Below are 21,988 nucleotides of genomic sequence, written 5' to 3'. Positions count from 1 at the left end.
GTGGTTAGTGGTTAGTGGTTAGTGGTTAGTAGTTAGTAGTTAGTAGTTAGTGGAAAAATCAACAACCCTTCGCTCCTCGCGGCTGTGCTTCAAGTCGGCAGAGCCGCGATAGCGCACTGGCTCACCAACAACTAACAACTATCAACTATCAACTATCAACCAACAACCAACAACTAACAATTTATTACGAGCCACTTAAGCGTAAGGAAAGACGGCGTAACTGACTCCGCAAACTGGCGTCAATTACTTGAGAGCCAACTTTAATGATCACACCACCAATCAAGTCACGGTCTATTTTCGTTTCTAGATCGACTTGACGAGCGTTGGTCATGGCGATGACTTTTTCTCGTATTGCTTGTTCTTGTTCTTGGGAAAGAGGAACGGCAGAGCTTATTTCTGCTAAGACAGTTTGATTTTTCTGTCTGAGAAGCGTTATGTACTGCTCGCAAATTGGTTCTAGCAACAAAATGCGCCGTCTATCTACTAGCAGCATCAAGAAATTGCGGAAGTTTGAGTTAGTGTCACCAACTACTTCGTTGATGACTGCCTTTTTTTTGTCTGGCTCAATAAAGGGGTTGCCGACAAAACTTTGCAATTCTGGAGAATTTTGCAATAAATTCAGCAAAGAACGTACATCTTCGCCGAATTCTTCTGTCTGGTTTTTTGACTCAGCTACTGACATTAATGCCTGTGCATAAGGCTGGGCGATTTCGGCTGTTGCTATGTCGCTTTTCATACCTAGCCTCCCACCTGCGCGATGCTGCGGTCAATTAATGTTTGTTGAACGTCGTCGGCAATGCCACTTCGCAAACCGGATTCGACTTTTTGCAATGCTAAAGCGCTTACCCGTTGCCGCAGTTCGGCGATCGCTCGATCTCTTTCTGTGTTTAAATCAGCTGCGGCTGTTTGTTTCAAGCGTTCTACGTCTTGCGCTGCCTTTGCCAATGTTGCTTCTCGCGCAGATGCCGCATTTTCTTCGGCTGCTTTGCGGATGCGTTGTGCTTCTGCTTGCGCTTGAGTTAACTGTTCTTGCGCTTTTGAAAGGGCAATTTGTGCCTCTTTTAAACGCGCTTCCGCTCCCTGAATTTCGGTTTCAATATTTATCCGCCGTTCATTCAGGATGTTGGTTAAAACTTTACGTCCAAAGTAAAATAGTATGCCAATTAGAAGCGCTAAGTTAATCAGATTGGTTTCTAAAATGTCTAGGTTTAGACCGAAACCACCTTCGCCTTCTGCCATTTCTGAGTGATGAACAGCGGCTTCTGCGGCAAGTAATATGAAAGTCCCCATGTTAGCCATTTACACGCTCGCGATCGCTTGCTGATTAATTTGAACTTTATCGATGAGAAAAAGTGCCAAACGACACTTAATTAAGCGCCTTCCTAGACTTTCGTTGAGATGCGCGTATACTTTCAACAGAACCAATGTTATAATCTGGAAGATATTACTCTATCTAACCAGACTTGTTGGTCCTAATAGTTTTTCTAGAATCTGCCTGCTCAGGGCATCAACTTGTTGCTCTAAGGATTGCATAGCTTCTTGCTTTTGCTGCTCGATTTCCACAGATGCTTGTTCGCGTTGAGCTTGAGCTTCTTTTTGCGCTTCAGCAATTTTCTGTGCCGTAATTTTCTTAGCTTCGGCTTGAGCTGCGTCTACAGTAGCTTGCGATTGCCTGCGGGCATCGGCTAACTGCTGTTCGTATTCTTTAGTTAAGCGCTCGGCTTTTGCCAAGCGTTCGCGAGCTTCAAGGTTGTTCGTCCGGATATAATTATCGCGATCGTCTAGTACCTTGGTCAGTGGCTTGTAGAAAATTGCATTCAACAAAGCTGCTAACAGCAAAAATTGCAATGCCATCAAGGGCAAGGTAGCATCGAAATCAAACATTTCTCTCCTCTACGGGCTGGAATAGCATTCTTTGATGGCTAGCTAATTCATCCAACCTTTGATATTCTATAGACCCCATAGCCAACCAGGGTCAACTTACATCGAAACGACGTGGAAAAGTCGATTAGGTCAGTTGTAGAGACGGTTGGATGTCTAGCAACTTGCGCTGGCATCGTTCGCGTCTCTACACTAACAATTTTTAGGTCTTAGGCAAATGGGTTAGCAAACAGTAGCACTAGAGCAATAACCAGACCGTAGATGGTCAGGGATTCCATGAATGCTAAGGTTAACAGCAATGTACCGCGAATTTTTCCTTCTGCTTCTGGTTGACGCGCAATACCTTCTACTGCTTGACCCGCAGCATTTCCTTGACCGATACCAGGTCCAATTGCAGCTAGACCAATTGCTAAAGCAGCAGCGAGAACGGAAGCAGCAGAAACTAATGGATCCATTTTGATTTTCCTTATGAGAACAGAATGAACAATTTTCGGTTTTAGATTTTGAACAAAATCTAAAATTACATCAACTGAGAAGCTTTAATGCTCCTCATGCCCTTCATCACCGTGACCAGCTATTGCCTCGTGAATGTATGCTCCTGCTAAGGTAGCAAATACCAGGGCTTGAATGGCACTGGTAAATAGACCTAAAGCCATAACGGGCAAAGGTATAAACAGAGGAACCAATAGAACTAGCACACCTACTACCAATTCATCCGCCAAAATATTGCCAAATAGACGGAAGCTTAGGGACAGAGGCTTGGTGAAGTCTTCGAGAATAGCGATCGGCAATAAAATCGGTGTTGGCTCTATATACTTCTTAAAGTAGCCTAAACCCCGTTTGCTAAATCCGGCGTAAAAATACGCTAAAGAAGTTAGCAACGCCAATGCGACAGTCGTATTGATATCATTTGTCGGTGCTGCTAATTCACCCGAAGGCAGTTTGATTAGCTTCCAGGGAATTAAAGCACCCGACCAATTCGACACGAAGATAAACAAAAATAGTGTGCCAATAAACGGCACCCAAGGACGGTAGTCTTTCTCACCAAGTTGGTTTTTCGCCAAGTCCCGAATAAATTCTAGGGCATATTCCATCAAATTTTGGATGCCTTTAGGAATTCTCTTGGCGTTGGTAGTAGCAGCTATGGAAGCTATGACAAGAACGCCAATCACAAACCATGAGGTGAGAAAAACTTGTCCGTGTATTTTCAGATTGCCCAATTGCCAGTAGAGGTGATGACCTACTTCCAATTCGGCGAGGGGAAAAGAATTAAAGGCGTTTGAGACACTAAGCATGTGCATTCTTCAAGATTTTTCCCCAAAAAGCGAGGATTGGAGATATTGTCTTTGTGAGCCTGACTTTTAAGAATCAGGAATAAACGCAGTTTGCACTGTATAGACGATGAGCGTGGCTTTGTAAGTGAGAAATCCCAAGAATATTGGCAGGACATGTAAATCGCGCCATTGAGTCGCAACTACCATCAAACCAATAAACAGAGCAAAACGGTCTTTGCTCAAACTTTTTTTTTCGCTACCTAGCCGCTCAACGTCTCTAGCCAGCAATTTTAAGTAAACCACACCCGCACACGCCCCTATCAAATAATTCAGGGCAATGTTTAGGGAATAAAAAATCCACACTGAGATAAAAATAATCCCGGTCAACACGAGTGTGATTTTCAACAACTTCTGAAAGAGTTGATAAAACTCTTCCATAGAAGAAGAGGCTGGTTCTGTATCCTCAAAACCAGGTTGAGCATCTTGTCGTGTTGTCGGCGTGGGGTTAATCGATTCGTCTGACAAGCTCACGGGAAGGAGAAACCAGTACAGCTAATTATGTTGACTGCACATTCAGTCAGCTGAATCATATCACGGTTGGGTAACAATACTTTAGGAAAAAACAATTAACTTCTTGTTTGGGAGTTGGGAGGAGCGCAGTTAGGAGTTAGGAGTTAGTGGTTAGTTGTCCCCCTTGTCCTCCTTGTCCTCCTTGTCTCATTAGCTTGGTGTTAACAATATCACCTGCTGCTTCTGGAGCGATCGCACCCCCTCTATTCCCAACTCCACACTTCCTAAAATCTCTCTTACCGTTGCCTTTCTATCACACTTTTCCAAAAACTCAAACTCGCTGTCTGACAAGTTGATAATTTGATAATCGTAGTTAAAAATACACTTACTCGGAAACCCATCAATACAAGGGTTAAGTTCGGGAATCGCTGTTAATAAAGCATCATCAACTGACCAATCTGCTTTAGCTACGGGAGGACGACCGAGGAAAAACTCGTAATGGGTAACTTCTGGATCTAGTAATTCTATCAAGCGGTACAAAGAGCGATCGCTCAAACCTTGTGCCCGTTCGATCAATTCCGGTGCTTTGCTCAAAAGTCGCTGCAACTGCCAAAATGCCGGATTTGAAAAGTTAATAAACTCCAAACCCGAAGCATCAATTAATTCAAACAGCGTTTCAATGTTGTAGTCAATCTCTTGGGGATGAACATACATATCGGCAAAGCATTCATCCCGCTGGTTTTCCAGTGCCCAACGTTGCTTCTCGTACTTGACAATTCTATTGTTTTCTGGTAATGATGAAAATAATTGTCGTCCAACTTGAACGCCATCGCGATAATCGCCGCGCTTGTCGCCTTGAAGAAGTGCGATCGCCTTTTGCATAAGTTGAATTTCCCAACGTCCCAACTCGCCATAGACGAAGATGTGCATTAAACCACCTGGGGCTAACTTCTTCGCCAAAGCTTGAATACCGCGAATTGGGTCGCTTAAATGATGCAGTACCCCCACACAGTTAATTAAATCAAACTCACCCGGAAGTTGTTCCACATCGTACAGACTGAGGTGATGAAATTCTACTCTATTTGCTCCAGAACGTTTACACCGTTCTTTTGCAACATCCAAAGCACCAGCACTTAAGTCAATTCCCACAACCTGCGCTTGTGGGTTGAGATGCACCAAATATTCAGTACTCACCCCAGTACCGCAGCCAGCATCTAAAATGCGGATATCTTGCTTTTGCGGTTTTTGTCCGGTGCAGAAGTTGTATGCGGCTAACCAATTCCAGCGCCAATTGTAGCCTGGAGGTGGTTCATCTAGCAGCGGTTCTGGGGGAAAGGGATAGGTATTGTAGAGTTTGGCGACAGCAGCGCTAACGGTTTGATCGGACATTTTTGGAGCAGTATGGCAGCATTTTTGAGTATACCGGACGACTGAAGTCGCGGCTACACAAACAAAGTCCGCCTTCGCGGACTAATAGGTTAAAAGCCCGACACCCTGAAGGGTGAGGGGCATTTATCAAAGGTCACATTGATGGGTTTGGCAATATTTGGCGTTTTTGATTTCACCTTGCAAATTATTCAAAGAAATTATTTGCAAATTAGTCCCACCTTGAACATCAGCAGTGATGTAGGCGAATTTTTGTCCGCGATGAAAGGTGTCTCTACCGACTTTGGTGACAGAGCGAGAATTACGAAAGTCGTTAGCAATTTCCGAATTATAAATATTTTGCAGCAGTTTCATGCCCTTAGCATTATTATTGATAAATTTTATGCTAGGGTCTCCGCTGACTGTTATTCCTTCTTTAGTCACAGTCCCGTTTTGGGAAGTAGCATTCGCATAAAAGTATAAATTTCCCTTACGACCTTCATAACCATTTGCTTCGCTGTTATATTTCAGTGCTGATAGTTGAGGTCTGGTTTTTGCCCAGTTGAGGACGGTGTTAATATTTTGTCCTGGTAGCGCGTTTGCAGGTGCAACATTTAAAGCGATCGCACAAACGGATAAAGCAGCGGTAGATAATAAGTTAAATTTCTTACAAGCAGACATCGGTTTTCTCAGTATGGTAGATAAGAATTATAGTTTAGGCGATCGCGTTTCGTTCGCTCAGTGGTTGTAGATCGCACAATTAATTTTAGGAGCGAGAATTGAATAATATGCAACCTCACCCCTAACCCATCTCCAAATTCACAGAGAGAGGAAACGATATCAAGTTGTACGACTTAATTGATAGTTAGGAATAGGTTGTTTGCTAATCAGAGCATAAAGAACATCAGGGTCAAGGTCGGCTCCTGATTGCCATTGGATTGTGCCTAATTCATGATTTAATTCAACCATTCCAAAGTATTCTTCATCTTGCAAAGGCTCAAAAACACCAGTAAACTTGATTAGATTGCTAATATCAACTATTCCCTCAACACCATCTTCAAAGCGAATATATAGTTGGTAATTTTCTCTTGGTTCTACTACAACGATATCTTGTAACATATTTCACTACTCCAGTGGTGAGACTGCGTTTAAAGTTTGATTATCCCTAGCTAATTCCCAGTTTTGCATTAATTCGTTTTGATGTAAAATTGCGCATTCTGATACTAGTTTAAAAGCTCTGGAGCTAAGTTTACCTTCGAGAATTTCTAAAGTTTCAATAGTGATTATGGCTTTTTGTTGGTTATATCTGACGTGAAAGTGTGGGGGTGGGTGGTCGTTATAGTACATTGTGATGATAATTCCGAAAAAACGGCTAATTTCAGGCATTAGTTCTTTTTATACTCAAAGTTTTGACAAATAACACTAATGTTGTATCAACAATATCTCCCGACATTTTAAACATATAAGCCGGACTTTGTTTTTATAGCCGAGCCACTGCCATTAAATAATATACAACCTCACCCCTAACCCCTCTCCTTGTTAAGGAGAGGGGAGGCTTTGACAGTAGTCAAAGACGGGGTGAGGTTTTACGCTTTATTACATCCATCTTTCTGACTAATATTTTGATATTTCAGGGTTGTACAACAGATATATTCTGTGTCAACCTGAAGGCAAGATTCGTGTTTGGTTTTGGTAAGCCATCAGCAGAAGTGTTCGCCCACATCAGGGCTAGAGTGAACAAAGCAGCATGTAATAGTAAGTAAAATTTATTACGCATAAATATAAGTTTTTTATAAGTCAACGCTGATATATACAGCTTCACTCACTTCTATTTCGCAATCAGCCGGGAAATTTATTTTTGGGCGATCGCGCTTTGCGTTGCCTCAATAAAGCTGCAAAATATCAATCATTTTTTCGCGAGTATCACAAATGCTGTACGAATCCACGCGCTAATGGCAAACTTATGGCTTATGGGGTGATTGGTGCGTTAATTATAAATTAATCAAGCGGCTGAAACATACTTTTTACAATGTTTTCAGCCGTTTTTAATTTCAGAAATAGTGCAGTTTTCTCTAGCTTACGAGGTCGAGGTTTAATCGTATTTACCTACTTGAAATAAAACCCAAATCCTGAAAAATTTTAATTAGACCACCAATCAAACTTAATCATTCACCCAAAGACTTTTCTATTGCTCTTCGGATATATCGTTGGTATGGAATACCCTCTTTCTTGGAAACAGCTTTGACTGTTTTTAGCATCTCTTCAGAAAGTCGTAAGTTGACAGTTTTGTCTTTAGGTTTAAATTCAAAATTGACAAGCTTAAAATTATCTGAATGAAGATAGTCTGACAAATCTTCATCTAATAAGCTTTCTACTTCTTCATCAGTTGTCATTTTTGGCAAGATTTTTTTCATATTTCTGAACCTCTTTTTCGTGCATATACCGGGCGCTAATTGGTCTAATAAATATTTCCTCTTTTTTCTCACGTATGGTAAAGGCTAAAAAAATATATTTGCCTTTAGTTGATTTACCTATTGCAAGAAATCTTTGCTCAAGCTCAGAATGGTTTATATCTGGTCCAATCCAAACTTTGCTAGAAAATAAAGTCTCAATTTCTTCTATTGAAACCCCATGTTTTTGACACTTTTGATAATTTCCATCATCCCAGTCATACCCTGATATATCTTCTATCATAAATTAGAAATAACATTTGTATATACAAATGTCAATACATTTCAGGGGCGATCGCTCTTTGCGTTGCCTCAACAAAGCGGCAAAATATCAATCATTTTTTAGCGAGTATCAGAAATGCTGTATCAGTCCACGCGGCAAAATCCCCCGCTACACGACGCGATAAAGGGAGACTAAAAAGTATCAGGTAATTAAGTTAGGACGCTTAGGTAGCGTTTCAGGAGTTTTCAATTAAATAAAGTCTCAGTTGCGTGACTAAGGGCTGTTGAGGGTTGGCAGTGGGTAAGTTCTAAAACTTTTATATATATATGTATTCTTTCCACAGGTTTGGAGAAACACCATTATCCTTGACTGAAAACTTGCTTTGTGAAACTTTATCATAACAATACAAAAAACCCGGAATTGTTAAGAGATTTAATTTTTCAAATTACTACTTAGGCTTATATGTATATTTCTTCTTATAAAATTTAAATTTTACAGCACTTTTGTTTAGATTAACTTTATAAAAACTTGAGTATGATTTTAGTCAATAACTATTGAAAATTACCTAGACCTTGTGATGGATGCATAAGTTTTAAATCCAAAATTTTGCTAGGAAAAAATTAGAGATAGTTACAACACTATTTTTATAAGTTAGACTCATGCGCTCAAAAACAAAGAAATCTGTATCTAGATTAGTAGGAATTTGGACGTTTCTTTTACTTTTTATATTTAAAGGAATTTTTCCTAAACCTGCTTATGCATTCTTGTCATCCCTAGACGCTTGTGCTGCTAACCCTGAATGCGCTGCTGCTGTAAGTTCTGAATTAGCTCCTGCTGTTTCCGCTCCTACAGGTGCTGGGTTTGGTGCTTCAACTCTTAGCACTACCACTGCTGCTGGAGCTACTACTTCTTCTGTGCAAGGTGTTGCGGAAATTTCTGTTGCTGCGAGGCTTGGTACTTTAGGAATTTTATACTATTGGAATCAGTCTCAAAATGAAAAGGCTCAGGAAAAGGCTAAGGAAAAGTATTGTGCTGCCTATCCTACTGATTTAGTTTGTGATGCCCAGGCAAATGTAGTTTACAACATTGAAGCAACTCTTCATAGCACTGATGGTACTTATAGCTATGACTATTTTTATAGCGGTACGGCACTAGGTTCAATTAACTATGCAGAAGCTGATGCTGATCACTGGATAACTGGTTGGTCTCCACCCCTGATTGGAATATATAACAATGATGGAATCAGAACAGGGAGTCTTGGATGGAATTACACAGGAACAGGAGGATATCCTGTTAATGAGTGGGCACAAATAACAGGAATTACTATTACTTCGATTACCAGACAGGATGAACAACCCGAAACACCTCCAAACCTGTGGAAAGATTGGTCGCAAGAAAAGCGTGATGAAGCAGTTAGATTACTAAATGATTCTGACTGGCAAGGTTTGATTAATTCAATGCCATCAGCCGGGATATTAAATCCTGGAGATAAGATTAATGCTCCGACAATTGTAATTCCAGGGGAAGAGACTGACGACCCTAATACACCAGCAGATGAGCGTTTGTTGAGGAAGGAACACGGATTCTTTACTTTTCCTGGAAATCCTGACTTTGATAAAGACGGCATACCTGACGCATCTGACCTAGATGATGACAATGACGGAACACCAGATTCTTCTGACCCACAGCCGTACAATCCTAATGTTCCATTCGCAAGTAGTTTACCCGATGAGTCAGGAAAAGTTACTCCTGAAGTTCTTCAAGATATTCGTGATATCGTAAGTCCTCATGAGAATTTTCAGTGTGTTCCATGCGCTGGTGAAATTGAAGCTTACTTGAAAGAGCAAGGTATTCATGGAGAGCGGATTAAACTTGATACTGTCAAACAAGTAGACCAGGATAGCTTGATATATGATGATAGCAACCCACCAAAAGCTGCACCAGACTATATTATTTCAACTAATGGTCATCATGAAGGAATTGCGATTAGGATAAATGGAGAAGAAAAAGTTTTTGACAATCTCCATCCTGATGGAGTGCCAAGAGAGCAGTGGATGAATAATCTGACATATATAGGTAAGCTATATCGAGGGGACGATTTTCACAAATCAGGATACTTGTTTTAAATTCAAGTGGAGGTAATCAATATGAATAATCTATCTAGACTTCTCCAAGAGATAAAAGATAACCCAGTCATGTACATAGACAAGCCATCAATTACTTGTCTTCATTCATTCTTAAATGGGTATTTAGATGCTCCAATATATCTGGGATTGGATCGAGAAATTTCTGGATTTGAAGGATTTCAAGATTGGATACAAGAAAGAGCAAAAACTCAAGTATGTCAATCATGGTCTGGGATAATTATATTTGGCTGTGGAAGTGAGAGGAGCGCCTTCTATAGATTTTTTGAACTATTTGAGGAATTTATAAAACTGAAAGATATTTCCAAAATTCAAGAATGTAAAGAAAAATATAGTGCTACTGAAAACAATTCAAGGTTTTCTGATTTTGATATTTATGACGAGATTTTAAAGGGCATAAAGAAGAGACCAGGTATGTTCTTAGGAACTAGCTCAATTACTAAGCTTGATATGCTTTTGCGAGGATACAGTCTGGGTCGAAGAGAAGTTGGTGTACCCCCAACTAAGCCAGAAAGCGAATTTTCAGGTTTTCAATCATGGATTGAAGAAAAATATGGCATTAAGACAGGTCAGTCATGGTCTAAGATAATTCTCTTTTACTCTATAGATGAGCATGAAGCCCTACAAAGATTTTTTGAACTGTATGAAGAATACCTAAATAGAAACAATCATTCAGAAGTTGACGAAAAAAGTGGTTAAGCAAAAAGCATTTTATGACAGCATTTTCAGCAGAAACAAGAACATGGCTACAGCAGGCTGGATGGAGCGAAAACCGCTGTGTGGATACAAGCGAATATGAGAAAAGCTTGAAGTTAGAAGGTTATCCCCTTGATGAGGTTGTATTGGATTTTTTGAAACGTTTTGGGGGTTTGCGAGTAGTATATCCACACTACCGCGTCAAAAACGAAAAAGACGAATTCTACATCAATCCGACTGTTGCTGCTGCACACATCTATCCAGAAAGGGTTGAAGAGTATAGTGAACGGGTAAGTGCCCCGCTCTGCGTAATCGGTGAGGCTTTCAGCTATCACATGACTGTCGTAATGGCTCCAGATGGTAAAGTATACGCAGGCTATGACGACACGCTGATTCATGTTGGCGACTCTGGAACTGATGCCATTGAAGCTCTTTGCAGCGGACGGGATATGCCAGAAGTACCCTGATACCAAAACTTTGACGTGAAAAAGCATCGATAAAAACACGAAAATATTGGTTAAGTAGCCAGCATTTTGTTGACGAAAATAGTGGTTAAGCTGAGGAGCATCTAATATCTCAGCCACTGGCTGAAGCCCCTAAACGAATAACTCAGTACCCAGTCCCCAACCCGACACAAAACTTAGACTTTCTCTCACAGACGCCTGCCATCCACTTTGCGAACCAGACGCTTGAAGATTACAGATTGTACACACTTCTTAATAAATACGCTCAGACGCCGCAAAACGTTCTAATCTAAAAGCTGAATGGGTTAAATTTTTTTGGCAGTTTTGAAGGTGGCACGGAAGTGCATGACCACACCGATGTGTCAAGCTGCAAACGAACCCAGACTTAACACATAAATAATTATGATGGGAGTTTTAGAAATCCGATGAGTGTTAAGGCAAGTGGTGGAAGCTCAGTTGCGCGTCCGCAACTATATCAAACTTTAGCTTTGTCAACAATTACCCAAGCGGAACAGCAAGACCGCTTTTTGGGAACCGGCGAACTGAAGGAACTCGAAAGCTATTTTGCATCTGGTGCAAAGCGTTTAGAAATTGCCCAGACGCTCACGGACAATTCTGAGATTATTGTCTCACGAGCCGCCAACCGTATTTTTGTCGGTGGTTCGCCAATGGCTTTCTTAGAAAAGCTCAAAGAACCAGAACTAGAGACTGTTGCTGCTGGGGGAATGGATGTTAGAGAGGGAATGAAATTAGGAACCGTCACCTACGTGGAAACTCGTGGCGGATTCCTGGAAAATTTACGTTCCATTTTTAACTCTTCGCCTAGCGGTGGTGGTGCGACACCTCCAGGTTTTAGACCAATCAACATTTCCCGTTATGGTCCTAGCAATATGGCTAAGAGCTTGCGGGACTTATCGTGGTTTCTGCGCTACGCGACTTATGCGATCGTTGCAGGCGACCCGAACATCATATCCGTGAATACACGGGGGCTGCGGGAAATAATTGAAAACGCTTGTTCCGGTGAAGCGACCATTGTTGCTTTGCAAGAAATCAAACTAGCATCGCTTTCCTTTTTCCGTAGGGATGCTGAGGCAACAGATATTGTGACTCAGTACATGGATGTTTTGCTAGGCGAATTCAAAGCACCCACCCCATCAAATAAACTGCGCCAACGTCCCTCTAGCGACCAACAAGGGTTAGAACTGCCCCAAATTTACTTTAATGCGGCAGAGCGTAGACCCAAGTTTGTCATGAAGCCGGGATTAAGCGCAGGCGAAAAAAATGAAGTAGTCAAAGCGGCTTATCGGCAAATTTTTGAGCGCGATATTACCCGTGCTTACAGTCAGTCGATATCTTACCTGGAATCTCAGGTGAAGAACGGTACAATCTCGATGAAAGAGTTTGTCCGACGCCTTGGCAAATCTCCGCTTTACCAAAAACAGTTTTATCAGCCTTTTATCAACAGCCGCGCTTTAGAATTGGCATTCCGTCACTTCCTCGGACGCGGACCGAGTAGTCGCGAAGAAGTACAAGATTACTTCTCGATTATTTCCAATGGCGGTCTATCTGCTTTAGTCGATGCTTTGGTAGATTCTCAGGAATATTCTGACTACTTTGGGGAAGAAACAGTACCATACCTGCGCGGTCTGGGTCAAGAAGCTCAAGAATGTCGCAACTGGGGACCGCAGCAAGACCTGTTAAATTACAGTGCGCCTTTCCGCAAAGTACCTCAGTTTATCACGACATTCGCTGACTACGAACAGCCACTACCAGATCAACATCCCTACGGTTCTGGTAACGATCCGCTGGAAATTCAATTTGGAGCGATTTTCCCGAAAGAAACTCGCAACCCAAGCACTCGTCCGGCGCCTTTTGGTAAAGATACCAAGCGGATTTTGATTCACAATGGTCCCGGTATTTCTAACCAAAATGGCAATCCGAAAGCGCGTGGTGAATTCCCCGGTACGCTGGGTCCGAAAGTGTTTAGGTTAGATCAGCTACCCGGCACAAGAGGCAAAAAGTCACCAAGCGGTGTCAGTGTAAAATACTCGGAAAGCTCTACCCAAGCACTAATTAAAGGTGCTTACCTGCAAGTTTTCGGTCGCGATGTTTACGAAGGTCAGCGGCTGAAAGTAGCAGAAATTAAGCTAGAAAACGGTGAAATTTCTGTAAGAGAATTTATCCGTGCTTTGGCGAAGTCGGATCTGTTCCGGAAAATGTACTGGACTTCGCTTTATGTGTGTAAGGCGATCGAATACATCCACCGTCGCTTGTTGGGTCGTCCTACCTACGGTCGTCAAGAAAACAACAAGTACTTCGATATCTGTTCTAAGAAGGGCTTCTACGCGCTTGTAGATGCGATTATTGACAGTCCGGAGTACAGCGAGGCGTTTGGTGAAGATACAGTTCCTTACGAACGTTATCTGACTCCTCAAGGTGTTTCCCTGCGACAACTGCGCGTTGGTAGCATTCGCGAAGACGTCGGTAGCAGAGTTGACAAGGAAGAAGCGCCGCGCTTTGTCGAACTCGGTGCTGTCGAAACTCGCTCAGAACCAGAAATTCAGTCCCGCATTAACCAAGGTGTTAGCAAGAAGCGCGAACAAACGAAAGTCTTCAAGTTGGTAGCAGGTCTTAACGATAAAGTTGCTGTGAAAACAGCGATTGGTGCTGCCTACCGTCAGATTTTCGAGCGCGATATTGCTCCATACATCGTGAAAAACGAATTTACGGCGTTAGAAAGCAAACTGGGTAACGGGGAAATTAACGTTAAGGAATTCATCGAAGGTTTAGGTTGTTCCAGTCTATACCAAAAAGAATTCTACGCGCCTTATCCGAACACCAAGGTAATTGAACTGGGAACCAAGCACTTCTTAGGTCGTGCGCCATTAGACCAGGCGGAAATCCGCAAGTATAACCAGATACTGGCAAGTCAAGGGCTGCGTGCCTTTATTGGAGCGATGGTGAACAGTGTTGAGTATCTCCAAGCCTTTGGTGAAGATACAGTGCCTTACAACCGCTTCTTAACATTGCCGGCGGCGAATTATCCGAACTCTCAGAAATTGTACAACCAACTCACCAAGCAAAACGATGATGTGGTTGTGCCCAGCTTTGATACAGTGCAGCCGCGTATGGATGTGGCGAAAATGCCGCTTTTGGGCAAGGCGATCGCAGATTTGGCGGCGAGAACTCGCGATATCGACAAAACCAAACCGCTGTTTATCGAACTCGGTCGTTCCTTCAACGACGGTCGCGGACAGTCGGTGGAAGTTGGTGTCGGTACAACCCGTCGCAAACCATCCCGTATTTACCGCATGACTGTAGGAACGGGTCAAGCAGAAATGCAGCAGGTGATGGACTCCATTTACTGTCAGGTATTGGATGTCTTTAGCGGTCAGGTTCCTGGTTACTTCCGCCGTTCTGACTTGGAAAGCAAACTGCGAAACGGGGAAATCTCCGTGCGCGAGTTTGTGCGCGATCTAGCTAGTTCAGAAATCTATCGTAAGCGCTTCTATACGCCTTATCCCAACACCAAAGTGATTGAATTCCTATTCCGTCACCTATTGGGACGCGCACCAGCTACTCAGGCGGAAATACGCACTTATAACAAGCTGCTGGCTGATGGCGGTTTAAAAGCCGCTGTAGTGGCGATGGTGGAAAGTCCAGAGTACGCTCGTTACTTTGGTGAAGACGTGGTGCCTTACCCACGCTTCCCGTCTTTACCTGCGGGTAACTACCTCGGTAGCGTGCAAGCGGCTGCTGACTTGGTGAAACAATCCTGGTCTAGCTTGTCACCGTCTGTTATAACCGGCGGACGTGCTAGGTAGCGCTTAGAGGGACTGGGGGACTTTCTTGACAAGGGGACAAGGGGACAAGGGGGACAAGGGGGACAAGGAGGACAAGGAGGACAAGGAGGACAAGGAGGACAAGGAGAAATTTCTCCCTTGTCTCCACGCCAGTCGCTACAACGGAGGGAACCTCCGCAACGCGCTGGCTCCCCCTCTTCCTTGTCTCCCCCCTCCCCCCATCCCCCCATCCCCCCCTCTCCACTCCCCTCCCAACCTTTCGCAACAAAGCTTTCAGATTGTTTGTGCGACTGCAAATCTGAAAATAAATATTACAAAGTGTTAAGAGCAGTCATAATTGCTCAACATAATGCCCGAAAATATTTTGCGGAAGGTATCTGAGTTTTACGGCTTGTGTAGTTCTATTTACCCAAGTCAACTCGAAATTCCTAGCACAAGACAAACAATTTTGCAAGTGTTTTGTCTAAGAAAACGAGAAAAACTCAGTCAATCCAAAAAGTCGCACCAGTTTAATCAAATTCTGGTTTCATTAGTACTGGAGGAATCCAAATCATGAGTATCGTCACGAAAGCTATCGTGAATGCTGATGCAGAAGCCCGCTACCTTAGCCCTGGCGAACTGGATCGGATCAAGAGCTTTGTTACAGGTGGTGAGCGTCGTCTTCGCATCGCTCAAGTTTTGACTGACAACCGCGAGCGGATTGTTAAGCAAGCTGGTGACCAACTGTTCCAAAAGCGTCCTGATGTTGTATCTCCCGGTGGCAACGCTTACGGTCAAGAAATGACCGCTACTTGCCTGCGTGACCTGGATTACTACCTCCGCCTGATCACCTACGGAGTTGTTTCTGGTGATGTAACCCCCATCGAAGAAATCGGTGTTGTCGGTGTTCGCGAAATGTACAAGTCTTTGGGAACTCCCATTGACGCTGTTGCTTCAGGCGTAACCGCAATGAAGAATGCAGCTGCCTCTTTGTTGTCAAGTGAAGATGCTGGTGAAGCTGGCGCTTACTTCGACTACTTAGTTGGTGCAATGCAATAGGTTGAACTTGTTTCTCTGTGGAAACAAAACAATTGCAATACGGTTGGAAATAAGGAATTAACAACATGCAAGACGCAATTACCGCTGTCATTAACTCTTCAGACGTTCAAGGTAAGTACCTCGATACCTCTGCTTTAGAGAAACTAAAAGGCTACTTCTCAACTGGTGAACTGCGCGTTCGTGCTGCTACCAGCATCAGCGCTAATGCTTCGGCGATCGTTAAGGAAGCTGTAGCAAAGTCCTTGTTGTACTCTGACATCACCCGTCCCGGTGGCAACATGTACACCACCCGTCGCTATGCTGCTTGCATCCGCGATTTGGACTACTACTTGCGTTATTCCACCTACGCTATGTTGGCTGGAGATCCTTCCATCCTCGATGAGCGTGTGTTGAATGGCTTGAAAGAAACCTACAATTCCTTGGGTGTACCCGTTGGTGCAACCGTGCAATCTATCCAAGCAATGAAGGAAGTAACTGCTAGCTTGGTAGGTCCTGACGCCGGTAAGGAAATGGGCGTTTACTTCGACTATATCTCCTCTGGCTTGAGCTAAGAGCTAGTCAGCACTTAATGATTTAGGTGCGGCTTGATTAAGGTCTGGAAATCAATCGTGAGTGCTAGAAAGTTATTTCGCTTGTCTTTTTAAATTTAAATATTTGGAGTGATGAGTGTTAACTGTCTAGTATTGATGATTGATTTCCAGCCTTGGAGTGATTAATTTAAAGATTTGCGTAAAAAATACACTCCCATTTTTTAGACATAAAAAAGTTTTCACCAAAGATACAGGAGATTTAACCCGATGCGGATGTTTAAAATTACCGCTTGCGTTCCCAGTCAAACTCGCATTCGCACTCAACGCGAACTGCAAAATACCTACTTCACCAAGTTGGTTCCTTATGACAACTGGTTTCGCGAACAGCAGCGCATTATGAAAATGGGCGGCAAAATCGTCAAGGTGGAGCTAGCAACTGGCAAGCAAGGCGTCAATACTGGGTTACTGTAATTCCTATATAACAAAAATTATTGTAGGGAGTTGCAAAGAGGTCAATGATGACCTCTTTTTTGTTTATGTAGTAAGCACTTTAGTGCTTATTTTAAGCACTAAAGTGCTTACTACGTTGGAGACAGGGGCTTATTTAAGCTGTTTTTCAATTTGATCGCACGCTACACAAACACCATTCTCTAATTGGATAATGCGTTTGATTTGCGTTGCTTTTGCTGCATAGCTGGGATTATCTAACAATTCACGCAATTCTTTTGCAGTCGGTGAAGCTGAATACTGCTTGCGGGAAATGGTGCGGGAAGTTCCCAAGCGTTCGACTCGTGCTGCGTTGTCCGGTTGGTCGTGGCTGTAGGGCATTACGAGGGTGGGACGACCTGCCCGTAACGCTTGAGCTGTCGTACCAATACCTCCTTGATGGGCGATCGCACAAGCGTGAGGAAAAATTTGCGAGTATGGAGCATAGCTAACAGCTAGAATATCTTCTGAAAGATTCTCTGGCGGCGTATTTTTACCAATCAACAGGACAGCGCGACGGTTTAACTGTTTTGCGGCTTGAATACTTTCTTGATAAAAGTTACCTGGGTCCATCACTGCGGCTGAACCGAGGGTGAAAACAATCGGTGGTTCACCTGCATCTAAAAATTGCTTCAGTTCCGGTGTTAGTTCTGTGCTGCCATCATAGAATGTGAAGCCGCACGTAACTGTGTTTGCAACCCAATCGAGTTGGGGTTTTGCCAAGACAGGAGAAAACAAAGCAAGAACAAGATAGGGTGAAAACTTGTCATCAATAAAGGGATTGCCCTTAAGTGCCGATAATCCGAGTTCACGGCGAAGTTGATGAACCGGTTCAGCCCAAGAATTGCTGACAAGCTTGGCAAAATTGATGACTCCCCGATTAGCGATCGCACCAAACCGACGCAGTTTAGCTAAAAATGGAAATGGAGCTAACACCGGCGGGTCATAAACGGAGAAAAACGAGATCGGTGCCATAGCACTTGATGCCCATCGCATTCCTAATTTTTCTGCTACTAATGGAGCTGCAATGACTCCTTCACCAGCAAAGATAAAATCTGCATTCTTTGCACTGTCCATCAAGTCGGAATACATTTCACGCAAACTCGGACAAATCCATTTTCGGATGATATATTCTGAGCCTGTTTGCAAATCCATTGCCCGTGCCATTTCTTGAGGATCGTTGAGCGCGGTGTTGTCAGGACGCATCCGGTGAAACTCAAATCCCAAAGCTTCAATTTTAGCTTGATATTCTTTGTGGGTTGCAAACACAACATCATGACCGCGTTGCCGCAATTCGAGCGCGATCGCTATTTTCGGATGAAGATCGCCAAGAGAACCGATTGTGGTTACAACTATTCGACTCACTATTTTACCTCTTACGTAGTAAGCAATGCGCGTGCTTGAAATAAGAAACTAACTTTTGGGGTGAGGGGTTGAGACATGATTGACGGATTTTACTCTCTTTGAAAAGATAAATATAAAAATGCACGTTAGCTTAAGATTTTGGATTTGAGTTATGAACGCTTTCCGTCAACTACGTTCAGCGCATCAAATACGCAGACTGAGTTTTCTGCTGCTGGTCGTATGCACGGCACTGCTACTGTTAGCCTTACATGCTTGCGGACAAGAGTCTATAGTACAGACCCAATCAGAACTGAAAGCTAAATCACAACTGCAAAATCAAATCACGCAAACGAAATCACGATCGCCTGCAAAATCAAATAACGGACAGTTCTTTAACTGGAAGAGTGTCAATATTCAGGGTATGGGCTACGTTACCGGTTTAGCGATCGCTCCCCAATCACCTTATAATGTCTACATCCGCACAGATATCGGTGGTGCTTACCGCTTCATCCGGCAAACAAATCAATGGCTTCCCCTCTTGGATATGTTTGACACCAACTTTGCTAAAGGGGGAATCGGAGTAGAAAGCATCGCCATAGATCCTACACTACCTAAGCGCATTTATATAGTAGTAAACCATAGAAATTCTAGCTTTAAAGCTGGTGATGGTAGGATGCAATACAAATATGCTGGCGAGGTGATGGTTTCCGACAATCAGGGAGGAAGTTGGAAATCCACAAATTTAGGGAAAAACAATATCTTCGTCGGTCCAGCCAAAGCTTACCGTTCCGATACAGGTGAACGGTTAGCAGTCGATCCGAATAAATCTGGATTGCTTCTGTACGCTTCTCGCAGAGATGGTTTGTGGAAAAAAGAAACAGAAGCGTGGACTCGCGTGTTGGGTGGACTGCCAGATCCTAGCAGCTTACCAGCATATAAAAACCCTGATGGAGCTGACAATGAAGATATACCCGGTTTTACATTTGTCGCTTTTGACAAAAACAGCGGTAGTTTGAACAATCCCAGCCAAATTATATATGTTGGGGTTCATGGTAGTGGTGTATGGCGCAGTACAAATGGCGGTGTATCTTGGAGTAACATAGCAGGCGGTAACGATCCATTGCGGAGTGCGATCGCCTTTGATGGTACACTTTATGTTAGCTTCGGCACCACCGCTAACAACGGAAATAAAGCCAACGGCGGCGTTCGTCAGTACAAAAACGGAACTTGGACAGACATCACTCCTGACGGTACAGACAAAGTTTATTCAGCCGTCACCGTCCAAGCAAATCAAGCAAATACGGTGATGGCAATTTCCGACAAGTTCGTATATCGGTCTACCGACAGTGGGAAAAACTGGAAAAAGCAAACTATGTACATGGGTGCATATGATGCCAATAATCCCAAAGATCCAGTTAACTCTTCTGCACCCGGTTACTACCTGTCCTACGCTGGAACCGGCGCTTCAGTAGCAGTCATCGACCCCAGCAATCCCAAACAAGTCTGGTGGACAAACGGTTGGGGTGTAGCGCGTACAGATGATGTTACCGCTGCCAACCCAGCTTATAAATGGCTGATGAACAATTTGGAAGAACTCGACGTAAATATTTTGCGCGTTCCCCCGAAGCCGAAAGCACAAGGAGGTGCCGATTTATTGAGTGCGGTGCAAGATATGATCGGCTTTCGCCATGAAAACCGCAACTTAGTACCAACTGCGAAAATTGACCCAGAGGGCGTTAAAGTCAGCCCGTGGTACAAATGGGCAAACCCTGATTGGAAAGTTTACCCGCAGCCCTTTCCCCACGTAGCGGGGGCAACAGGCATGGATTATGCTTACAAAAAACCCGATTACGCTGCTTTTGTTGGCTTTCATCAGTGGCAGGCTTTCTGGTCAATTCACGGTATGACTAGCGATAACGGTAAGACGTGGAAGGCGTTCGAGTCTATACCCAAAGAGAATTTATGGAAAGCTGACAAATCTGCTACCGAAGAAGTCGCCGCAATGGGTGGTCAGATTGCCATGTCGCCGACAAACCCGCAAAACATGGTTTGGGCACCGACTTGGGGACCTTGGGTGCATTATACCATAGATGGCGGGAAAACGTGGCAGTTAGCGCGTTCTTTAGACCATGACCCCAAGCCAGAACCTTACGATCCGCATAACAACGACCATATTCACTATCAAGCGTTACCGAAGGCTTGGGCTAATAGTATTTCTCCCTGGCTGAGTGCGTATATTTTGGCAGCCGATCGCCAAGATCCACAAGGTAAAACATTTTATTACTTCAACGGCTGGACATTTTACTACAGTAACGACGGCGGTGCAAACTGGAGAAAAGGCGCATCTAACAACTTTCCTACATGGCTAGTTCGTCCGGCGATCGTTCCCAATCCCACGAAGAAAGGTGATGTCTGGATGAGCTTTTCTCGCAATCAGGAAGATGTCAACGGTAACAAATTGTACCGCTCTTTAGACGGCGGTAAGACTTTTAGTGCTGTTTCATCGGTGGATAGCTGCGAGTTCATGACTTTTGGTAAGGGTTCCTCGGATGCGAAGCCGTATATTTACATATTTGGGCGGGTAAAGGGCGCAACCAAAGATACAATGTACAAATCAGAAAACATGGGTAAAAGCTGGATTGCGATTAGTAACCCGAATTTGCAGCAATTTACCGGACTGACTTATTTGGAAGGTGATATGCGATCGCCTAACCTCGTTTATGCCGGTTTGCTAGGTCGTGGCATTATGTATGGTGAGGGTTTTAACTCCAATGTCAGACCAAGGCGTAATTCGACGTGATATATCTAAAGGATGAATAATTTCATCTTTTATACCCAGTACAAACCATCGGTCTTTACTTCTATTATTTCTGGCAAATCACACATATTGTACAGACTTCGGTGTATATTGTAGAGACGTTCCAGTGGAACGTCTCTACGAAAATTGTGGTGTTTTTATTATTCTTAATCAGCGCGAACATTATATAACTTAATAATTAAATTTGCTAGAAATAATTAACCAATAACTATCGCTAGCTGTAAATGAAGCGAAATGTTGAAAATACGGATGCATCCATCCTAACTTAAAGCATTAGAATAGCAGCAAGTTTGTATGTTTGTTTTTCTTTGACAAACCTGCAAGATAAAACTTTGCAATTTAAATAAATGCTGTAAAGCATTAAATTGTTGAAGATTGACTACAGCAACAGGAGTTTTTCATGTATGGATTAGTAAACAAAGCGATTCAAGATATGGTGTGCGATCGCTTTGGGGAAGAGACTTGGAAAGAAATTAAGCAAAAAGCTGAGGTTGCAGAAGAAGTTTTCATCAGTATGGAAGGCTATCCTGATGACCTCACTCATAAATTGGTAAAAGCTGCTAGTCTTGTTTTGGGTTTATCTTCCTCAGAAATTATGCAAGCCTTTGGAGAATTCTGGGTTCAGTATACCGCTGAAGAAGGCTATGGCGAAATGATGGATATGAGTGGAGATACACTGCCAGAATTTTTAGAAAATCTTGATAATCTTCATGCTCGTGTAGGAATTAGCTTTCCCAAGCTTACACCTCCATCTTTTGAGTGTAGTGAGATGGAGGAAGATTCTTTAAGCTTACACTATCGCTCGACCAGAGAAGGGCTAACTCCAATGATTATTGGTTTAGTCAAGGGATTAGGAACCAGGTTTGATACAGAAGTTGATGTTACTCAAACCCACAGTCGGGATGAGGGGAATGACGATGACAAATTTTTAGTCAAGTATAAACCAAAATGAGCGATTTGTG

Annotated in this window: 23 protein-coding genes; 10 read left to right on the top strand and 13 right to left on the bottom strand. The window is 43.2% G+C overall.

Annotated elements, in window-relative coordinates; all coding sequences use genetic code 11:
- Positions 1 to 184: 184 nt before the first annotated feature.
- The 12 genes from atpH to PI95_RS02250 all read right to left on the bottom strand — a co-directional run bounded on the left by atpH (position 185) and on the right by PI95_RS02250 (position 7,724).
- A complete protein-coding gene (gene atpH / locus PI95_RS02305; RefSeq protein WP_039738805.1) occupies positions 185 to 736 on the bottom strand; it encodes an ATP synthase F1 subunit delta in 552 nt (183 codons plus the stop codon).
- A 2-nt stretch (positions 737 to 738) separates the two neighbouring features.
- Entirely contained in the window at positions 739 to 1,299 is a 561-nt protein-coding gene (locus tag PI95_RS02300) for a F0F1 ATP synthase subunit B (protein WP_039738804.1), read from the bottom strand.
- A 150-nt stretch (positions 1,300 to 1,449) separates the two neighbouring features.
- Positions 1,450 to 1,884, bottom strand: a complete 435-nt coding sequence (locus tag PI95_RS02295) for a F0F1 ATP synthase subunit B' (RefSeq protein ID WP_039738803.1) — start codon at positions 1,882 to 1,884, stop codon at positions 1,450 to 1,452.
- A 206-nt stretch (positions 1,885 to 2,090) separates the two neighbouring features.
- On the bottom strand, positions 2,091 to 2,336 hold the full coding sequence (gene atpE, locus PI95_RS02290; protein ID WP_015112744.1) for an ATP synthase F0 subunit C: 246 nt from the start codon (positions 2,334 to 2,336) through the stop codon (positions 2,091 to 2,093).
- A gap of 84 nt (positions 2,337 to 2,420) precedes the next feature.
- The gene (atpB, locus tag PI95_RS02285; protein ID WP_200819242.1) at positions 2,421 to 3,182 is read right to left on the bottom strand and encodes a F0F1 ATP synthase subunit A; all 762 of its coding nucleotides are present in this window, start codon (positions 3,180 to 3,182) and stop codon (positions 2,421 to 2,423) included.
- A gap of 60 nt (positions 3,183 to 3,242) precedes the next feature.
- Positions 3,243 to 3,686, bottom strand: a complete 444-nt coding sequence (locus tag PI95_RS02280; RefSeq protein ID WP_039738800.1) for an ATP synthase subunit I — start codon at positions 3,684 to 3,686, stop codon at positions 3,243 to 3,245.
- Positions 3,687 to 3,875: 189 nt separating this feature from the next.
- On the bottom strand, positions 3,876 to 5,054 hold the full coding sequence (locus tag PI95_RS02275; protein ID WP_039738798.1) for a class I SAM-dependent methyltransferase: 1,179 nt from the start codon (positions 5,052 to 5,054) through the stop codon (positions 3,876 to 3,878).
- Between the two features lie 126 nt (positions 5,055 to 5,180).
- Positions 5,181 to 5,711, bottom strand: a complete 531-nt coding sequence (locus PI95_RS02270; protein WP_039738797.1) for a hypothetical protein — start codon at positions 5,709 to 5,711, stop codon at positions 5,181 to 5,183.
- A 159-nt stretch (positions 5,712 to 5,870) separates the two neighbouring features.
- On the bottom strand, positions 5,871 to 6,149 hold the full coding sequence (locus PI95_RS02265; RefSeq protein WP_039738794.1) for a DUF2442 domain-containing protein: 279 nt from the start codon (positions 6,147 to 6,149) through the stop codon (positions 5,871 to 5,873).
- Between the two features lie 6 nt (positions 6,150 to 6,155).
- Entirely contained in the window at positions 6,156 to 6,416 is a 261-nt protein-coding gene (locus tag PI95_RS02260) for a DUF4160 domain-containing protein (RefSeq protein WP_039738792.1), read from the bottom strand.
- Positions 6,417 to 7,195: 779 nt separating this feature from the next.
- Complete coding sequence (locus PI95_RS02255; RefSeq protein WP_201280268.1) at positions 7,196 to 7,423, bottom strand: CopG family antitoxin; 228 nt, start codon at positions 7,421 to 7,423, stop codon at positions 7,196 to 7,198.
- Entirely contained in the window at positions 7,413 to 7,724 is a 312-nt protein-coding gene (locus PI95_RS02250) for a BrnT family toxin (protein WP_039738790.1), read from the bottom strand. The genes PI95_RS02255 and PI95_RS02250 overlap by 11 nt, the downstream gene beginning before the upstream one ends.
- Positions 7,725 to 8,362: 638 nt before the next feature.
- Here PI95_RS02250 and PI95_RS02245 point away from each other — a divergent pair.
- From PI95_RS02245 to PI95_RS02210, 8 genes are all read left to right on the top strand, one after another.
- Positions 8,363 to 9,829: a papain fold toxin domain-containing protein gene (locus PI95_RS02245; RefSeq protein WP_052324735.1), complete on the top strand. Its 1,467-nt coding sequence runs from the start codon at positions 8,363 to 8,365 to the stop codon at positions 9,827 to 9,829.
- A 21-nt stretch (positions 9,830 to 9,850) separates the two neighbouring features.
- Positions 9,851 to 10,546 (top strand): hypothetical protein, encoded by a 696-nt coding sequence (locus PI95_RS02240; protein WP_052324734.1) that lies wholly within the window; start codon positions 9,851 to 9,853, stop codon positions 10,544 to 10,546.
- 14 nt (positions 10,547 to 10,560) lie between these two features.
- Positions 10,561 to 11,010, top strand: coding sequence for an SUKH-3 domain-containing protein (locus PI95_RS02235; protein ID WP_039738789.1), 450 nt, complete (start codon positions 10,561 to 10,563; stop codon positions 11,008 to 11,010).
- A 422-nt stretch (positions 11,011 to 11,432) separates the two neighbouring features.
- On the top strand, positions 11,433 to 14,831 hold the full coding sequence (locus PI95_RS02230; protein ID WP_039738787.1) for a phycobilisome rod-core linker polypeptide: 3,399 nt from the start codon (positions 11,433 to 11,435) through the stop codon (positions 14,829 to 14,831).
- Positions 14,832 to 14,856: 25 nt separating this feature from the next.
- Positions 14,857 to 15,135: a hypothetical protein gene (locus PI95_RS02225; RefSeq protein ID WP_163518522.1), complete on the top strand. Its 279-nt coding sequence runs from the start codon at positions 14,857 to 14,859 to the stop codon at positions 15,133 to 15,135.
- Positions 15,136 to 15,362: 227 nt separating this feature from the next.
- Positions 15,363 to 15,848 (top strand): allophycocyanin subunit alpha, encoded by a 486-nt coding sequence (apcA, locus tag PI95_RS02220; protein ID WP_039738783.1) that lies wholly within the window; start codon positions 15,363 to 15,365, stop codon positions 15,846 to 15,848.
- Positions 15,849 to 15,913: 65 nt separating this feature from the next.
- On the top strand, positions 15,914 to 16,399 hold the full coding sequence (gene apcB, locus PI95_RS02215) for an allophycocyanin subunit beta (RefSeq protein ID WP_039738782.1): 486 nt from the start codon (positions 15,914 to 15,916) through the stop codon (positions 16,397 to 16,399).
- Positions 16,400 to 16,645: 246 nt separating this feature from the next.
- Entirely contained in the window at positions 16,646 to 16,849 is a 204-nt protein-coding gene (locus PI95_RS02210) for a phycobilisome linker polypeptide (RefSeq protein ID WP_039738781.1), read from the top strand.
- A 129-nt stretch (positions 16,850 to 16,978) separates the two neighbouring features.
- Here the strand turns inward: PI95_RS02210 and PI95_RS02205 are convergent, their stop codons facing one another.
- The gene (locus tag PI95_RS02205; RefSeq protein ID WP_039738780.1) at positions 16,979 to 18,229 is read right to left on the bottom strand and encodes a nucleotide disphospho-sugar-binding domain-containing protein; all 1,251 of its coding nucleotides are present in this window, start codon (positions 18,227 to 18,229) and stop codon (positions 16,979 to 16,981) included.
- A 151-nt stretch (positions 18,230 to 18,380) separates the two neighbouring features.
- Between PI95_RS02205 and PI95_RS02200 the strand changes: the two genes are divergently transcribed.
- Both PI95_RS02200 and PI95_RS02195 read left to right on the top strand, forming a co-directional pair.
- Positions 18,381 to 21,008, top strand: a complete 2,628-nt coding sequence (locus PI95_RS02200; RefSeq protein WP_052324733.1) for a sialidase family protein — start codon at positions 18,381 to 18,383, stop codon at positions 21,006 to 21,008.
- 418 nt (positions 21,009 to 21,426) lie between these two features.
- Positions 21,427 to 21,978, top strand: a complete 552-nt coding sequence (locus tag PI95_RS02195; protein WP_039738779.1) for a heme NO-binding domain-containing protein — start codon at positions 21,427 to 21,429, stop codon at positions 21,976 to 21,978.
- Positions 21,979 to 21,988: the final 10 nt, after the last annotated feature.

It is taken from the genome of Hassallia byssoidea VB512170 (assembly GCF_000817785.2).
GTDB classification, from domain to species: domain Bacteria; phylum Cyanobacteriota; class Cyanobacteriia; order Cyanobacteriales; family Nostocaceae; genus Hassallia; species Hassallia carrinoi.
Note: the sequence above shows the minus strand (reverse complement) of the source record. Positions and strands in the feature narration are given on the sequence as shown.

Bases quoted from the DNA above. Each gene is read 5' to 3' on its own strand.
- atpH (WP_039738805.1), bottom strand. From the start codon at position 736: ATGAAAAGCGACATAGCAACAGCCGAAATCGCCCAGCCTTATGCACAG.
- PI95_RS02300 (WP_039738804.1), bottom strand. From the start codon at position 1,299: ATGGCTAACATGGGGACTTTCATATTACTTGCCGCAGAAGCCGCTGTT.
- PI95_RS02295 (WP_039738803.1), bottom strand. From the start codon at position 1,884: ATGTTTGATTTCGATGCTACCTTGCCCTTGATGGCATTGCAATTTTTG.
- atpE (WP_015112744.1), bottom strand. From the start codon at position 2,336: ATGGATCCATTAGTTTCTGCTGCTTCCGTTCTCGCTGCTGCTTTAGCA.
- atpB (WP_200819242.1), bottom strand. From the start codon at position 3,182: ATGCACATGCTTAGTGTCTCAAACGCCTTTAATTCTTTTCCCCTCGCC.
- PI95_RS02275 (WP_039738798.1), bottom strand. From the start codon at position 5,054: ATGTCCGATCAAACCGTTAGCGCTGCTGTCGCCAAACTCTACAATACC.
- PI95_RS02270 (WP_039738797.1), bottom strand. From the start codon at position 5,711: ATGTCTGCTTGTAAGAAATTTAACTTATTATCTACCGCTGCTTTATCC.
- PI95_RS02265 (WP_039738794.1), bottom strand. From the start codon at position 6,149: ATGTTACAAGATATCGTTGTAGTAGAACCAAGAGAAAATTACCAACTA.
- PI95_RS02260 (WP_039738792.1), bottom strand. From the start codon at position 6,416: ATGCCTGAAATTAGCCGTTTTTTCGGAATTATCATCACAATGTACTAT.
- PI95_RS02255 (WP_201280268.1), bottom strand. From the start codon at position 7,423: ATGACAACTGATGAAGAAGTAGAAAGCTTATTAGATGAAGATTTGTCA.
- PI95_RS02250 (WP_039738790.1), bottom strand. From the start codon at position 7,724: ATGATAGAAGATATATCAGGGTATGACTGGGATGATGGAAATTATCAA.
- PI95_RS02245 (WP_052324735.1), top strand. From the start codon at position 8,363: ATGCGCTCAAAAACAAAGAAATCTGTATCTAGATTAGTAGGAATTTGG.
- PI95_RS02240 (WP_052324734.1), top strand. From the start codon at position 9,851: ATGAATAATCTATCTAGACTTCTCCAAGAGATAAAAGATAACCCAGTC.
- PI95_RS02235 (WP_039738789.1), top strand. From the start codon at position 10,561: ATGACAGCATTTTCAGCAGAAACAAGAACATGGCTACAGCAGGCTGGA.
- PI95_RS02230 (WP_039738787.1), top strand. From the start codon at position 11,433: ATGAGTGTTAAGGCAAGTGGTGGAAGCTCAGTTGCGCGTCCGCAACTA.
- apcA (WP_039738783.1), top strand. From the start codon at position 15,363: ATGAGTATCGTCACGAAAGCTATCGTGAATGCTGATGCAGAAGCCCGC.
- apcB (WP_039738782.1), top strand. From the start codon at position 15,914: ATGCAAGACGCAATTACCGCTGTCATTAACTCTTCAGACGTTCAAGGT.
- PI95_RS02210 (WP_039738781.1), top strand. From the start codon at position 16,646: ATGCGGATGTTTAAAATTACCGCTTGCGTTCCCAGTCAAACTCGCATT.
- PI95_RS02200 (WP_052324733.1), top strand. From the start codon at position 18,381: ATGAACGCTTTCCGTCAACTACGTTCAGCGCATCAAATACGCAGACTG.
- PI95_RS02195 (WP_039738779.1), top strand. From the start codon at position 21,427: ATGTATGGATTAGTAAACAAAGCGATTCAAGATATGGTGTGCGATCGC.